Source organism: Pseudomonas sp. CCI4.2 (genome assembly GCF_034350045.1).
Classification (GTDB): Bacteria; Pseudomonadota; Gammaproteobacteria; order Pseudomonadales; family Pseudomonadaceae; genus Aquipseudomonas.
In genome coordinates this window covers 1286751-1300751 of record NZ_CP133781.1, presented here as the reverse complement: position 1 = coordinate 1300751, position 14001 = coordinate 1286751, and the positions used below count along the sequence as shown (strand labels likewise).

Genomic DNA, 14001 nt, shown 5'->3' with positions numbered 1-14001 from the left:
CGAACCTGTTGGCATCTACAGAAAATCAGCTACAACGGCAGCGCCATATAGAACTGGGTGCCCTGCCCCGGTCTTGAATAGACGCCCATCCGCCCGCCGTGCAGTTGCACGATCTCCTTGCACAATGCCAAGCCCAATCCTGCCCCACCTTTTTTGCGCCCGACTTGAACGAAGGGTTCAAATATCCGGCCTTGCTGCCCGTAAGCGATGCCTTCCCCGTTGTCTTCGACGCTGACAATAACCCGTTCGCCATGGCGTCTGGCCTGCAGCCGGATCAGTCCGTTCTCGGGGGTGTGACGCAATGCATTATCCAGCAGGTTATCCAGCACCCGCTCCAGCTGCGCTTGGTCAGCGTGCAAGCGTGGCAAGGGCTCCTGGATTTCTACAAGCAGCACAATGTTTTGATCATCGGCTTGCTGATTGAAACGTTCGCGGGCGTGGGCAAGCAAATCCTCAATGGCACAGGGCGCCAAGCTTAGTTTTTGCAAACCATTCTGGTAGCGGGAGAAGTTCAGCAAGTCGTTGATCAACTGCATCAAGCGCTGCATCTCTTCATTGACCGTATTGAGCAGGTCCGCTTCGCGGGATTCTGGCGCAAAATGCACGCGTTCCTGAAACAGGCCGAACGCCATGTGCATGCCGGTCACCGGGGTTCGGAGTTCGTGGGAGGCGCGCAGTACAAACTCGGCCCTGACCCGCTCGAACGCACGCTGTTCTGTCACGTCGTGCAACACCATCACTGCACCCAGGATATTTCCCTTGGTATGGCTCACGGGTGTCAGGCTGTAGGTCAACAGCCTGGATTCACCATCCACCTCAATAGCCAAGTCTTCAGGCGCCCGTTCAAGGTTGGCACCACGAAGGGTCAGATACAGCTGTTCGTCCAGTTCCGGGCGCTGCAAGGCTTCGCCCAGTCCCTGACCGAGGCGGTTTTCGTCCCAACCCAATTGGCGCTGGGCTACCGGGTTAAGGTGCTCCAGGCGACCTTGCCGGTCGATCATCAGCAAGCCGTCATCGATGCTGTCCAGCACGGCCTGCAATCGCTGCTGACCTGCAAGCAGCTCGTCGATGTTGGTTGCCTGATGTTGGCGCAATGCTTGCGCCATGATTCCGAATCGCCGGGTCAGCAGGTTCATTTCCGCAGCCGACGAGATCGGTAGCGTGACCTCGAAGTTGCCTTGGCCAATATTATCGGCGGCTTTGGCCAACGCTTCGATGGGCGCGCCGAAACGTCGGGCGATACCGTGGGCAGTAATAAAACCAATACACAGCACCGCTATACCCACCAACCCCAACAGGCCCGCCACCCAGAGTGCTCGTTCCCGAGCGGTGTTTTGTGTCCGGCTAATATTGTCCAGCGCCTGCTTATGCGCGCTGATCAATGTGCCGCGCAACGCCTTGAAGCTGTTTGTGAGCATGAGGTTATCGTGCAGCGTGGCGGGTTGTGCTTGAAGCTGGTCGAAGTCCCCCAGGAACTGTTGATAATCGGCACGGGCTTGGACGAAGCCGTTTTGCACATTATCTTGCGCATCGTGTTCAACGCCTTGGGCCAGCAGTTCCCTGAACTCTTGCTGCGTTTGGCCAATGGCCTGCCGGTCAGGCGGCGTCTCGAGCATCAGAATCAATTGATCGCCCAAGTTCTGACGTAGCTTCAGGCTCAGGTCCAAGGAAATGAAGTTGTGTTGAATCAGCGATTCTTGGGATTTGGCCATCTGCATGACGCTGACAAGCCCAAGTAGCAGCCCCAACAGCGCAACGGTCATCAGCGCCGAAATGCTCAGGAACAGGCGAGTACGCAACTTCATGGCGAACTTCATGAGTCGCGATTCATAAGTTGTATTGCTTGCGTTTGCGATAAAGCGTCGAAGCGTCGATGCCCAAGGTTTTCGCCGCTTGGTCAAGGGTGTCACTGGTGGCGAGAACGGCGCCAATGTGGGCCTTTTCCAACTCGTCCAGGCTCATCGCCGCGCCGACGCGGGGTGCGTTGTTGGTGGGTTGCTCGGCCATCCCCAAATGACTTATTTCGACTCGCTCTTGCGGGCAAATGATGCTGGCGCGCTCGATAACGTTTCGCAGTTCCCGAATGTTGCCTGGCCATCGATAGTTAAGCAGAGCGGACCGAGCTTCTTCGCTGAACCCGCGAGCGGGACGCGCGTATTCCTTGACGAAGCGAGCCAGAAAACGATCCGCCAGGGTCAGGATGTCTTCGCTGCGCTCGCGCAATGGCGGCAGATGTAGGGTGATGACGTTCAAGCGATACAGCAGATCTTCGCGAAAACGGCCATCGCGCACCATGTCTTCGAGATTCAGATTGGTGGCGGCGAGAATACGAACGTCGGCGCGGCGGGTCACAGGGTCGCCAACGCGTTCATATTCCTTGTCCTGAATGAAGCGCAGCAGTTTTGGCTGCAAGGTCAACGGGAAATCGCCGATTTCATCCAGAAACAAAGTGCCTGCGTCGGCTTGATTGACGCGGCCAAGAGTGCTTTCGCTAGCCCCGGTAAACGCCCCCCTGCTGTGGCCAAACAACTCACTTTCCATCAGCTCAGCTGTCAGCGACGGGCAGTTGATCGTGACGCAGGATTTCTTGGCGCGTTTACTCCAGCCATGAATGGCTCGAGCCAACTCGCCTTTTCCAGTGCCGGATTCGCCGAGAATCAGGATGTTGGCGTCGGTATTGGCCACCTGACGGGCAGTTTCCAGAACGGCCATCATCGACGGACTGTGCGAGTCCAGGCCATCTTTAGGTTTGCGAACTTCACCTTCCAGCGCCTCAAGGCGAGCTGATAGCTGACGAACTTCCAACTGCTTGGCAGTGGCCAGGCGCAATTGATCAGGGCTACACGGTTTGACCAGATAATCGGCGGCGCCCGCCTGAATAGCGTCCACCGCCGTATCAACCGCCGAGTGGGCCGTCACAATCACGACCCGCATCCACGGTGCTTGAATCCGCATTTGTGCCAGCACATCCAGGCCGTTGTCTTCACCCAGGCGTAAATCAAGAAAGCAGAGGTCGAATACCTGACGCTGAAGCAGCGTTTCTGCCTGGGCCGCGCTGCTAGCGGTGGCGACGGTATAACCCTCATCTTCCAGGCAATAGCGGAAGGTGCGAAGGATCGCGGATTCGTCATCCACTAAAAGAATACGGCCCTGATGATCAGTGGCTGTGTCCATATTCCTACGCTCCGTTATGAATGATCTTGGTTAGTCCCGGAAATATCGGGCAAGTTGCATGGTCAATTCTGATTGATTCCGCGCCTTGCATGGTAGTCCTGTAATGGCCTTTGAGTTACTCAATTGATATGTATGGATTTTTTGTCTTAAAAGAGACTGGCACGGCACTTGCGAATCTTGCGTCACTGTCGTCAAAAACGACCCGCGCCTGCTTGATGGAGATTCGTTTTATGCACCTGCTCAAGAAGATTGCCCTGGCCGCTGCGACAAGTGCAGTGCTGGGACTGGCACCTATGGCTGCACACGCGGCCCAAGAAGACTTAGCCAGTCAACTTACTGAGGCTCGGCAAGAGGGATCGATCTGGACTGCATTTGCGCTTAACCGGCACCTGAGCCCGTTCAAAATCGACGTGAGTGTTGAGCAAGGTACCGCGATGCTCAAAGGCAAAGTCGAAAATAAAGTCGACCGTGAATTGGCTGAGCAAATAGCCCTGGACGTTAAAGGCATCGATAAGGTCGACAACCAACTGGAAATCGATCCATCGGTCGCCGCCGAGCCGGGCACTAAAGCGACTATTGCTCAGCATTTCGAAGACGCCACGTTGGCCGCCACGGTGAAGTCCAAGCTGCTCTGGAACAGCGTGACCGAGGGCCTGAATATTCAAGTAGACAGTACGGCCGGCATGGTCACGCTTAAGGGGCAAGCGCAAAGCGCTGACGCCAAGCTTCTTGCTGGCAGTCTGGCCAGCAATACCGATGGGGTTACCCAAGTTAATAACCTGATTAGCCTCAGCGCCACCGCCCCTTCTGCGCCCAAGGTGCAGCCGGGCTCCACGAGTGCCGGAGAGGCGATTAGCGATTTGTGGATCACGAGCAAGGTGAAATCCAGTCTGATCTATAGCCGCAACCTGGATGGCATCAATATCAAGGTCGACACCAAAAGCGGCATGGTCAGCCTTGATGGTGTCGTCGCCAATTACGCTGAAAAACAGCTAGCTGTGGAAATCACCCGCAATATTCGTGGCGTGCGGGGTGTAGACGCAGATGCATTAAAAGTTGTCACCGCTTCGGCGAGTTAAACCGGTGCTCGAGACCTCGGAAAAATGCACGGTGGTTTGTACTTTCAAGGTTCTTTGTACTCACTAATGGAGATACATCATGAGCGATACCTATGCACAACTTAACGAACTGATCGAAATTACCCGAGACGGCCAACGCTTCTACGAGCATGCCGCAGAGGAAGTCAAAGACCCACGTTTCAAAGCACTGTTTTTAGATATGGCCCAGGCAAAAAATGAGGTAATCAGAGCGCTTTCGGTGGAAGTTGCAACCGAAAATGAAAAGCCTGCAGACGGTGGAACCTTGCTCGGCAAGATGCGCCAGATGTATGCCGACACTAAAGCCACGCTATCAAGCGATGAGAGCTATACATACGTCGAGCAATTGGAAGAAGCCGAGGACCGCATCCTTCATGCGTTCGAAGATGCACTGCAAAGTCAGGACTCCAAGGTCCAGGCGGTAGCTGCTGAAAAACTACCGCAAGTGAGAGCGGCGCATGACCGGATGCGGAACCTCAAACGCGACTCGCATTGAACCCAACGGCTGCGACCCTGGGCGGTCGTGCATAACGCACGATGCGGGTTTGGGCATCGTGCAGGATGCTCGCCGTTGTATTTTGGTTTCTAGTCTAAGTCGCTGATTTATATAAATAAATTTTCACGTAAAGACCTGGCATACAGACTGCAATAGCTTAGGTATCAGGTTGAGCACTGCGCTCACCGAACAAGAAAAGCCACTCAGGTGGAGGAGACTCAGGATGACCAGCCAGCGTATCGCTCAATTGCGTATTTCGCCTCTGCATATCCAGCAGGCCTTGTTTGCCAGCCTCGCCCTCCTCATTACGTTAGTTGTCGGCCAGCATGTTCAGCGTTGGGACAATCATCAAGACGCAGTGCAGGTCCGCCCGCAATTTTCTACTGCGCAGTCTTATTCAACCGTCAGTGCGCCGGCGTCGAGAGAAGCAGTTCTGAGTCTGCGGGCTACTCAAGCGACTGCGCCACAGATTGACAGGACTCAAACACAGTCTTGGGTGTTTTAAAGCCGAGTTCGATTGCATATCCAGTAAAACGAAAAACAACGAAAGATAAGGAGAGTCATCATGTTGAGTTGGGCTGTTACATTCCTGATTATTGCTATTGTTGCCGCAGTTTTGGGCTTTGGTGGTATTGCTGGCACCGCGACAGGCATCGCGAAGATCTTGTTCGTCGTGTTCTTGGTGCTGTTTGTAGCCTCGTTCATCTTTGGCCGCCGCGGTCGGGGTTGAAGACATGCTGAGCAGGCCTTTGCGGACACGGTCCTGGCAGACTCTTGCGGCTGCCATTTGCTTAAGCGGCAGTGCGTTGGCGGTGGCGTCTAATGACGGACAAACGCGGGTCAGCGACCTTTTGAGTTCCTCACCTGACTATCGTCAGGCATGGATGGGCGTGGTGAAAAAAGAGGAGCGACTCCCTGACTGGGTGATTAACCTCTCTGGCGCGTCCGATCCCATGTCAGCAGTTAACGAGCATGGCGATAAGTATTTGGTCGGACCGTTGTGTGAGACCGCTGACAATTGTTTGAACAACCGTCTTATCGTTGCAGTTAGTTTCGATAAGAAATCCGCGTATGCACTGTGGGTGCAAGTTCCAGCAGGCTTGCCCGCTGACAAGTCGCCCACCCGACACGCTGACTATCGCTTTCTCGGCAAACCTGACAAAGATATGCAGGCGGTATTGATGGAGCAGTTGAAGAAAGATCCGAAGTGGTATTGAGTGTTGGCATGCTCGTACTGATTTGAAGAAGTTGGCGCTCGAGCGCGCGACTTCTTGGTGACTGCGCGGCCCGATGAAGGCGAGCGCATGACCATGGGGCCGGGTTGTTTTGATTGAAGTTGGATCGGAGCGACCTAGGAATACAGAGAGTATTTCCATTGATTTGGGCCGGGTCAGGGTGGAGACGTAGCGCAAGCCCGTGATATTGATTCAGAAATGGATTCGCCGGGCTTGCGAACCATCTTCGCGCGACCATTTATCGAGAATTCTGCGTTTTCATTCGTTGTCGCCATAGACCGAATGACCCTCTGACTTTCAACACATATTTCTTTTATAGCCTCTCCCCTTGCGCTGGATACGACGTAATAGGCCGCTCGCGAGCCATATCACGTCTTTTTTTTGCGCGATTTTGCAGGCGGCCTCCGTCAGAGTATTCCCATTGATCATGCCGATTCGGCATGAGGTAGGCGTTTACGGCATTAGACGCCATGTCTCAGCGTGGGAATAGTTGCGCCTTTTTTCGCGTGCAACAGAGCCGGGATGCTCGCTCGCGGCGACCTTCTACTGGATATAAGGGTAAGAATATGAAGAAGGCAAAGCTAAGCCTCGCCTGGCAAATTCTCATTGGTTTGGTCTTGGGGATTGCTATCGGCACCGTGCTTAACCACTTCAGTGCGGAAAAGGCCTGGTGGATCGGCAACGTGCTGCAACCCGCTGGTGACATCTTCATCCGTCTGATCAAGATGATTGTCATACCCATCGTGGTGTCTTCGTTGATCGTCGGGATTGCCGGCGTTGGCGATGCGAAGAAGCTGGGCCGTATCGGTCTTAAGACCATCTTGTATTTTGAAGTGGTCACGACCATCGCGATCCTGGTCGGTCTGGTGTTGGCGAACGTGTTTCATCCAGGTACGGGAATCGACTTGAGTACCTTGGGCACCGTTGATATCTCCAAGTATCAGGAGACCGCCGCTGAGGTTCAGCATGAACATGCGTTCATCCAAACGATCCTCAACCTGATCCCGTCAAACATCTTTGCCGCCATTGCTCGCGGCGACATGCTGCCGATCATCTTCTTCTCGGTATTGTTCGGCCTTGGTCTTTCCAGCTTGAAACCGGAGCTGCGTGAGCCGCTGGTGACGATGTTCCAGGGCGTATCGGAAAGCATGTTCAAAGTCACGCACATGATCATGGGTTACGCCCCCATCGGGGTTTTCGCTTTGATTGCCGTGACCGTCGCTAACTTCGGGTTTGCCTCATTGTTGCCGTTGGCCAAACTGGTCATTCTGGTTTACTTCGCTATCGCGTTTTTCGCCTTCGTCGTGCTGGGTACCGTTGCCCGCCTGTTCGGCTTCTCGGTGATCAGGCTGATGCGCATCTTCAAAGACGAACTGGTGCTGGCCTACTCCACTGCCAGTTCCGAAACCGTGTTGCCGCGGGTCATCGAAAAGATGGAAGCCTACGGCGCACCGAAAGCCATTTGCAGCTTCGTGGTGCCCACCGGTTACTCGTTCAACCTCGACGGCTCGACGTTGTACCAAAGCATTGCCGCGATCTTTATTGCTCAGCTGTATGGAATTGACCTGTCCGTCGGCCAGCAGATCATGTTGGTGCTGACATTGATGGTCACCTCCAAAGGTATCGCGGGCGTGCCGGGTGTGTCCTTCGTGGTGCTCTTGGCAACCTTGGGCAGCGCCGGAATTCCGCTGGAAGGCCTAGCGTTCATCGCCGGTGTCGACCGCATCATGGACATGGCCCGTACGGCGCTGAACGTGATTGGCAATGCCTTGGCCGTGCTGGTGATTTCACGCTGGGAAGGCATGTACGACGACGTCAAGGGCGAAGCCTACTGGAACTCCCTCCCACACTGGCGCAGCAAAACGCCGCTGCCAGTGGGTGAGTCAGTCGCTGACTGAAGGACGAGTTGCTGCAAAAACAAACCCCGGATTGCCGGGGTTTTTCAAATCAAAAATCCCCTGTTTGTTTGTCGTCGAACCTGCTCACCGCTATCATCGCCGCATCTTCTGAGGGACTTTCTGATGCTTAACGGCCTATGGCTTGGCTTTTTTGTGGTGGCGGCGGTGTCGGCGCTGGCGCAATGGCTGATCGGCGGGAACGCCGGAATTTTTGCCGCGATGGTTGAAAGTATTTTCGCCATGGCCAAGCTGTCGGTGGATGTGATGCTGCTGCTGTTCGGCACCCTCACGTTGTGGCTGGGCTTTTTGCGGATTGCCGAAAAAGCCGGGATCGTCGATTGGTTGGCGAAGGCCCTTGGCCCGTTGTTCTTGCGGCTTATGCCTGGGGTGCCAAAGGGTCATCCTGCGTTGGGCCTGATCACTCTTAACTTTGCTGCCAATGCCCTTGGCCTGGATAACGCGGCAACACCGATTGGCCTCAAGGCCATGCGTTCGCTGCAAGAGTTGAACCCGAGTCCTACCACCGCCAGCAATGCGCAGATTCTATTTCTGGTACTCAATGCATCGTCGCTGACGCTCATGCCGGTGACGATCTTTATGTACCGCGCGCAACAAGGCGCTGTCGACCCGACGTTGGTATTTCTGCCGATCCTGCTGGCAACCAGCGCGTCAAGCTTGGTCGGGTTGCTCTCGGTGGCGTTCATGCAGCGCTTGCGCCTGTGGGACCCGGTGGTGCTCGCGTACCTGATTCCGGGGGCATTCGCACTGGGCGCCTTCATGACCCTGCTGGCCGGCCTTTCGGCCACGGCGTTGGCCAGCTTGTCGTCGATCCTCGGCAACCTGACGCTGTTCGGCTTGATCATGACTTTTTTGCTGATCGCCGCGTTCAGGAAGGTGAAGGTTTACGAAGCGTTTGTCGAAGGCGCAAAAGAAGGCTTTGATGTCGCCAAGAACCTGCTGCCCTATCTGGTCGCGATGCTCTGTGCGGTGGGCGTGTTACGGGCGTCCGGAGCACTGGATTTTGGCTTGGATGGCATCCGGCATCTGGTGCAATGGGCGGGAATGGACACCCGCTTTGTTGATGCCCTGCCGACGGCCATGGTCAAACCGTTCTCCGGCAGCGCCGCCCGCGCCCTTTTGATAGAAACCATGAAGAACCAAGGCGTCGACAGCTTTCCGGCGTTGGTGGCGGCCGTCATTCAAGGCAGCACCGAAACCACGTTTTACGTGCTGGCGGTGTACTTCGGCTCTGTGGGCATTCAGCGCGCCCGACACGCCGTCGGCTGCGCATTGCTGGCAGAGCTGTCGGGTGTCGTCGCGGCCATCCTCGTCTGCTATTGGTTTTTCGGTAACGTGGCGTAATGCTTTTGGCCTTGCTCAACGGTCCATTGCAGCAGCTGCGCCGCCAGGGTGTCGCTGGCCTTGCCGAATCCCGCCACGATTGAAGGCACTTGTTTGTCGCTGACCGCCTGGTGAACTTCAAACCGGCGGCTGGCGACGATGCGCTGATTATCCCCGACCAGCCGCGCGTCGAGACGAATCACCACTTCGATGGCGTCGCCGTGGTACTCACTTTGAAACGCCTGTAGCTCTGCACTCAGTTCAAAGTCCGCTTGGAGATTGCTGTCATCGGTGCTCAACGACTGCACGCGACCGTCGCGGTAGAAGGCGTCGAGTAGCCGATTGCGCAACGCCACCGGCGCGGGATCGCTCCACCGTGCGCCTTTGTAGTTGCTAATCAAATTACCCTGCGGCACGACGGCGATCCGTGGGCTGTCGAGCATTTCGCTGGCTCTGGGCCGAACTATCCGCAGCGACCATGGAACCGGCGAACCTTGAGCCTTCTGTGCAGCGGGTTGCGCCGTGCTCAGGCGATAGACATCAGTGGGTTCAGCTTTCGGCAGGATCGAGCAGCCCGCCGACAGCAACAACGCCCCGGCAACGGCCATCAGGCGCAGCGAATGACGGGCAAGCCTCATGGCTCAAACTCCTTGTTTTTTTCGGTGCCCAGCAGGTATCCGCTGGGGTTGGCCTCGAGGCGACGGGAAATCGAGCGGAATGAGGTCAAGGTGTCGCGCAGCTCTCTTACCGCCGGGCCCAGTTCGCCAAGCCCCTGCATGCCGCCGTTCAGTGCGTCATGGTTATTTTTAAGCAGGTTGTTGATGGTGGCGCTGCTTTGCTCGATGGACTTCATGGCCAACTGGGCGCTGGCAAACAGCTGCTTGCCGTCGCTGTTGAGCATCTCGTTGGCGCCGCGCATCAGTGACGAGGTTTGCTCCAGGGTGGCGCTTGCCTGTTTGCTGATCAGCGTCAGCTGTTTGAGCGACTGGCGGATATCTTCGCGCTCGTCGGCGACCACGCGGGTGGCCTGTTCCATGTGTTCCAGAGTCAATGTCAGGCTTTGGACGTTATCGTTGGAGAACATTTGATTGGCGTTGTGCAGCAGTTGATTGATCCCGGTCATCAAGTCGCCCGTGTCGTTCAGCAAGCGAGAGATAGGCGAAGGCGACGCGATGATCACCGGCAGTTTGCCGAAGACGCCGATCAGCGATGGACTTTGCGGAGTGCCGCCGCTGAGTTGAATGATCGAGGTGCCGGTGATCCCGGTCAGGGCCAGCTTGGCCATGGTGTCTTCTTTGATGGGGGTTTCACCCGCAATCCTAATTTGCGCCAGCACCCGCCGTGGGTCCTCGGGGTCCAGGCGCAATTGCACGACGTCGCCCACTTTGATCCCGCTGTATTGCACGGCACTGCCGCGAGACAAACCGCTGACGGCCTCGTTAAAAATGACCTCGTAGTCCTTAAACGCGGTGTCGACACTGGATTTGGCCAGCCACAGCCCGAACAGCAGTGCCGCAGCGACCACGATTACGGTGAACAGGCCGATCAATACGTGATGGGCTCGGGTTTCCATCCTCAGACCTCCTTGGGGTATGTGGCGGCTGAGAACGCCGCCCGACCGCGTGGGCCGTGGAAATATTCGTGAATCCAGGCGTCTGGCGTCGCCGCGACCTTATTAATTTGATCGGCCACCAATACGCGCTTTTGCGCCAATACCGCGACGCGGTCGGTAATCGTGTACAGCGTGTCCAGATCGTGGGTGACCAGAAATACACTCAGGCCCAACGCGTCGCGCAGGGTCAGGATCAGTTGATCAAATGCAGCCGCGCCAATGGGATCGAGGCCGGCGGTGGGCTCGTCAAGGAACAGAATGTCTGGGTCCAACGCCAATGCCCGGGCCAGCGCAGCGCGTTTGATCATGCCGCCGGACAAAGACGCCGGGTATTTATGAGCGGCCGACAGCGGCAAACCGGCCAGGGCAAGTTTCATCCCGGCTAGGTGCTCGGCTTCTTCTCGGGTCAGTTTGGCGTGCTCGATTAACGGCAGCGCGACGTTCTCGGTCACGGTCAGCGAGGAAAACAGCGCGCCTTTCTGGAACAGCACGCCGAATCGCCGTTCAAGCAGTGATCGGTTTTTCTCGGACAGATGCTGCAGGTCTTGGCCCAAGACGCGGATCGTTCCAGCATCCGGCCGACGAAGCCCAATGATGCTTCGCATTAACACAGACTTCCCGCTGCCAGAACCGCCCACCACCGCCAGGATTTCCCCCCGGAACAACTCCAGATCAAGGTTTTCATGCACGCTTTGGCTGCCGAACTGGTTGCACAGGCCATGTACTTCGATCACGGCTTGCCGCTGCTTGGTCGGTATGGACGTCGTAATAGCTGTCACCAACCCATCTCCATGTAAAACAGTGCGGCCAGTGCATCCAGCACAATGACCACAAAGATCGATTGCACCACGCTGGACGTGGTGTGAGCGCCAACAGATTCGGCACTGCCGCTGACTTTGAAACCTTCGAGGCAGCCAATGGCGGCGATCAAAAAGGCGAAAATCGGCGCTTTAATCATGCCCACCAAAAAGTGCTGCACGCCGATGTCGCTTTGCAGCAGCGAGAGGAACAAGGCCGGTGAAATATCCAGGGCTACGGCGCACACCACGCCGCCGCCGATGATTCCGGAAATCATCGCCACGAAGGTCAAAATCGGCAGCGAGATCAGCAGTGCAAGGATTCGCGGTACGACCAACAACTCCACCGGGCTCAGGCCAAGGGTGCGAATCGCGTCGATTTCTTCGTTGGCTTTCATCGAGCCGATCTGTGCGGTGAAGGCGCTAGCGGTGCGCCCGGCCATCAGGATGGCTGTCAGCAATACACCGAATTCGCGCAAGAACGAGAACGCGACCAAGTCCACGGTGAAGATGCTGGCGCCGAAGCTTTTCAATACGGTGGCGCCGAGAAACGCAACCACGGCGCCCACCAGAAACGTAAGCAAGGCGACGATGGGCGCCGCATCGAGCCCGGTTTGTTCGATGTGGGAGATAACCGACGTGAACCGCCAACGCCTTGGGCGGGGGAAGTTGAACAACAGGGTTTGCAGAATCAGGCCGATGAAGCCGAGTAATTGCAGGGTGTCGATCCAGATCGTATCCACCGCCCTGCCGATCCGCAGCAGCAACTGCATGCCGACGGCTTCTTCCGGTTCTTTGATCGGTTCGCAGTAGTCGTGCAATGCCGTTTGAATGGTTTGCAGCAAGGCCCGGCTGGCGGTGGACAGCCCCGGCGCGCTAACCGCCAATAGCCCCAGCCGGTCGCAGCCGATCATCTCCACCAACAAAGAAGCGCCAGCGGTATCCAACGCGCCGAGGTCGGACAGGTCCACCGGCGTATTAACGCCATACTGACCCGTTACGTTGCCCATCTGCCGCTTGAGGTCGCGATAATGCGCAAGCGTCCAATCACCGGCTATCCGCAGGCTCACGGGGCTGCTGGCGATGTTCATGGAGGCGCTGCCGGCCACAGAAGGTAAGGTCATAAGCTCCGAGCTTAGGGGGTTTGCCCCGGGGTGGAAGACGTTGAGTCCGACGAGTCTGGGTCTGTATCGTCATCGTCCGCTTCGGGTTTGACGCCGATGGGATCGTCGATGGGCTCGGTCACCGTAGGTTGGTCTGCGGCGGTAACTACAAACCGTAAGACGCCGATCAATTGGCCGTCTTCAGTCTCCACCCTTACCTGCCAGCTACCAACTGAATCATCTGGGAAATGCTGCTTGTGGGTCCAGGCGCGATAGCCTTCTTTACGCCCGCCGTGGATGTCCAGCGGGATGCGATCCACTTCCTGGCCTTCGTGTTGCCAGACATGATAAATCCGTTCGTCCAATCCGCGTGGCGCATTGATCGCGGTGTAGGCGTAGAGGCCGCCTTTGCGCACTTGGCTGGCGCTTACCTCTTCCACGCTATCACCGGGAGTGCGGTTCTGATTATCGAAATCAGTGCTGACGGCTACTTCAGTCATCCATAGCGTCGCTGGCGGTACCCACGAGCGCAGCAACCAACCGGCGCCGCCGATGGCCAGTGTGACTGCCAGCAGCAGCGGGATGCGCCGCCAGTTATTGATCGGAAAGCTCGAGGCCAAGCTGGGAAACGACAGCAGCATGGCGATACCCAGCGACAGCTTGTAACTCTCGGACGTCGTCAGGTGCAAGATTACTGGCAGCGCTGTAAGCAGCGCCGCGAATAACGTTAGGGTGTGAAAGGCCAAGTACAACCAACGCCTGGAAGCCAGCCATTTGTAGTACAGCGGATCGGTGATCGAGATCAGCGCTGCGGCGCCCAACAGGCTGGTAAATACCAGCTGGCCGCTGTTCCAGGTGGTGGTGATGAAGAAAAACGGTAGGACGAAAAACAGACTTTCCTGATGGATCATCTGCGTGCCATAGCGCAGCAACGGCTCTGGAATCTGGCGTTTGAAAATGCGCGTGAACAGCTTCGTCACGCTGTTTTCCAGCATCAGCCACACCCAACTGACCAGCATGATCGTGGCGATCCACGTCGCCAGACCTTCTTGGCGATCAACAAGAATGAAACTGCTGATGCCCGATACAAAACCGAAAAACGCAATCACACCTGGATAGCGCTTCATCAGGTCTAGCACGAGGACTACGTAGCGATTCCAATCGGGCATTCGGCATTTCGCTGTATGTGTAGGAAAAATCCCCGACAGAATACAACGCTGCTCGGTTAATGGTCAGATAGATGCGCAA

14 protein-coding genes are annotated in these 14001 nt (G+C 56.5%); 7 read left to right on the top strand and 7 right to left on the bottom strand.

The annotated features are described in order from the left end of the window. Positions 1–29: 29 nt before the first annotated feature. Together RHM65_RS05710 and algB are read right to left on the bottom strand one after the other, a co-directional pair. On the bottom strand, positions 30–1817 hold the full coding sequence (locus tag RHM65_RS05710; protein WP_322184457.1) for a KinB sensor domain-containing domain: 1788 nt from the start codon (positions 1815–1817) through the stop codon (positions 30–32). A 10-nt stretch (positions 1818–1827) separates the two neighbouring features. Further along, entirely contained in the window at positions 1828–3174 is a 1347-nt protein-coding gene (algB, locus tag RHM65_RS05705) for a sigma-54-dependent response regulator transcription factor AlgB (protein WP_322166908.1), read from the bottom strand. Positions 3175–3404: 230 nt separating this feature from the next. Here algB and RHM65_RS05700 point away from each other — a divergent pair, with 230 nt between their 5' ends. The 7 genes from RHM65_RS05700 (at position 3405) to RHM65_RS05670 (ending at position 9262) form a co-directional block, all read left to right on the top strand. Beyond that, on the top strand, positions 3405–4253 hold the full coding sequence (locus RHM65_RS05700) for a BON domain-containing protein (protein ID WP_322166909.1): 849 nt from the start codon (positions 3405–3407) through the stop codon (positions 4251–4253). 79 nt (positions 4254–4332) lie between these two features. Beyond that, positions 4333–4767: a PA2169 family four-helix-bundle protein gene (locus RHM65_RS05695; RefSeq protein ID WP_322166910.1), complete on the top strand. Its 435-nt coding sequence runs from the start codon at positions 4333–4335 to the stop codon at positions 4765–4767. Between the two features lie 223 nt (positions 4768–4990). Next, positions 4991–5272: a hypothetical protein gene (locus RHM65_RS05690; protein WP_322166911.1), complete on the top strand. Its 282-nt coding sequence runs from the start codon at positions 4991–4993 to the stop codon at positions 5270–5272. Between the two features lie 60 nt (positions 5273–5332). Beyond that, entirely contained in the window at positions 5333–5497 is a 165-nt protein-coding gene (locus RHM65_RS05685) for a DUF1328 domain-containing protein (RefSeq protein ID WP_322166912.1), read from the top strand. Between the two features lie 4 nt (positions 5498–5501). Further along, on the top strand, positions 5502–5984 hold the full coding sequence (locus RHM65_RS05680; RefSeq protein WP_416195119.1) for an inhibitor of vertebrate lysozyme family protein: 483 nt from the start codon (positions 5502–5504) through the stop codon (positions 5982–5984). 584 nt (positions 5985–6568) lie between these two features. Beyond that, positions 6569–7900 carry a glutamate/aspartate:proton symporter GltP gene (gene gltP / locus RHM65_RS05675; protein ID WP_322166913.1) on the top strand — a complete coding sequence of 444 codons (1332 nt, stop codon included), beginning with the start codon at positions 6569–6571 and terminating at the stop codon, positions 7898–7900. A gap of 123 nt (positions 7901–8023) precedes the next feature. After that, positions 8024–9262, top strand: a complete 1239-nt coding sequence (locus RHM65_RS05670) for a nucleoside recognition domain-containing protein (RefSeq protein ID WP_322166914.1) — start codon at positions 8024–8026, stop codon at positions 9260–9262. Here the strand turns inward: RHM65_RS05670 and RHM65_RS05665 are convergent. Genes RHM65_RS05665 through RHM65_RS05645 form a run of 5 tightly spaced genes read right to left on the bottom strand, consistent with a single transcriptional unit; the run spans position 9235 to position 13922 of the window. Then, positions 9235–9879, bottom strand: coding sequence for an ABC-type transport auxiliary lipoprotein family protein (locus tag RHM65_RS05665; protein ID WP_322166915.1), 645 nt, complete (start codon positions 9877–9879; stop codon positions 9235–9237). The genes RHM65_RS05670 and RHM65_RS05665 overlap by 28 nt on opposite strands. Continuing rightward, entirely contained in the window at positions 9876–10814 is a 939-nt protein-coding gene (locus tag RHM65_RS05660; RefSeq protein ID WP_322166916.1) for an MlaD family protein, read from the bottom strand. Before RHM65_RS05660 ends, RHM65_RS05665 begins: the two co-directional genes overlap by 4 nt. A 2-nt stretch (positions 10815–10816) precedes the next feature. Beyond that, the gene (locus RHM65_RS05655) at positions 10817–11611 is read right to left on the bottom strand and encodes an ABC transporter ATP-binding protein (RefSeq protein ID WP_322171307.1); all 795 of its coding nucleotides are present in this window, start codon (positions 11609–11611) and stop codon (positions 10817–10819) included. A 17-nt stretch (positions 11612–11628) separates the two neighbouring features. Continuing rightward, complete coding sequence (locus tag RHM65_RS05650) at positions 11629–12774, bottom strand: ABC transporter permease (protein WP_322184456.1); 1146 nt, start codon at positions 12772–12774, stop codon at positions 11629–11631. Positions 12775–12785: 11 nt separating this feature from the next. Then, on the bottom strand, positions 12786–13922 hold the full coding sequence (locus tag RHM65_RS05645; protein WP_322166918.1) for a DUF5924 family protein: 1137 nt from the start codon (positions 13920–13922) through the stop codon (positions 12786–12788). Positions 13923–14001: the final 79 nt, after the last annotated feature.

What these genes read in the sequence shown, in the direction of transcription:
- RHM65_RS05710 (WP_322184457.1), bottom strand. Translation starts at nt 1,817, where the DNA reads ATGAAGTTCGCCATGAAGTTGCGTACTCGCCTGTTCCTGAGCATTTCG.
- algB (WP_322166908.1), bottom strand. Translation starts at nt 3,174, where the DNA reads ATGGACACAGCCACTGATCATCAGGGCCGTATTCTTTTAGTGGATGAC.
- RHM65_RS05700 (WP_322166909.1), top strand. Translation starts at nt 3,405, where the DNA reads ATGCACCTGCTCAAGAAGATTGCCCTGGCCGCTGCGACAAGTGCAGTG.
- RHM65_RS05695 (WP_322166910.1), top strand. Translation starts at nt 4,333, where the DNA reads ATGAGCGATACCTATGCACAACTTAACGAACTGATCGAAATTACCCGA.
- RHM65_RS05690 (WP_322166911.1), top strand. Translation starts at nt 4,991, where the DNA reads ATGACCAGCCAGCGTATCGCTCAATTGCGTATTTCGCCTCTGCATATC.
- RHM65_RS05685 (WP_322166912.1), top strand. Translation starts at nt 5,333, where the DNA reads ATGTTGAGTTGGGCTGTTACATTCCTGATTATTGCTATTGTTGCCGCA.
- RHM65_RS05680 (WP_416195119.1), top strand. Translation starts at nt 5,502, where the DNA reads ATGCTGAGCAGGCCTTTGCGGACACGGTCCTGGCAGACTCTTGCGGCT.
- gltP (WP_322166913.1), top strand. Translation starts at nt 6,569, where the DNA reads ATGAAGAAGGCAAAGCTAAGCCTCGCCTGGCAAATTCTCATTGGTTTG.
- RHM65_RS05670 (WP_322166914.1), top strand. Translation starts at nt 8,024, where the DNA reads ATGCTTAACGGCCTATGGCTTGGCTTTTTTGTGGTGGCGGCGGTGTCG.
- RHM65_RS05665 (WP_322166915.1), bottom strand. Translation starts at nt 9,879, where the DNA reads ATGAGGCTTGCCCGTCATTCGCTGCGCCTGATGGCCGTTGCCGGGGCG.
- RHM65_RS05660 (WP_322166916.1), bottom strand. Translation starts at nt 10,814, where the DNA reads ATGGAAACCCGAGCCCATCACGTATTGATCGGCCTGTTCACCGTAATC.
- RHM65_RS05650 (WP_322184456.1), bottom strand. Translation starts at nt 12,774, where the DNA reads ATGACCTTACCTTCTGTGGCCGGCAGCGCCTCCATGAACATCGCCAGC.
- RHM65_RS05645 (WP_322166918.1), bottom strand. Translation starts at nt 13,922, where the DNA reads ATGCCCGATTGGAATCGCTACGTAGTCCTCGTGCTAGACCTGATGAAG.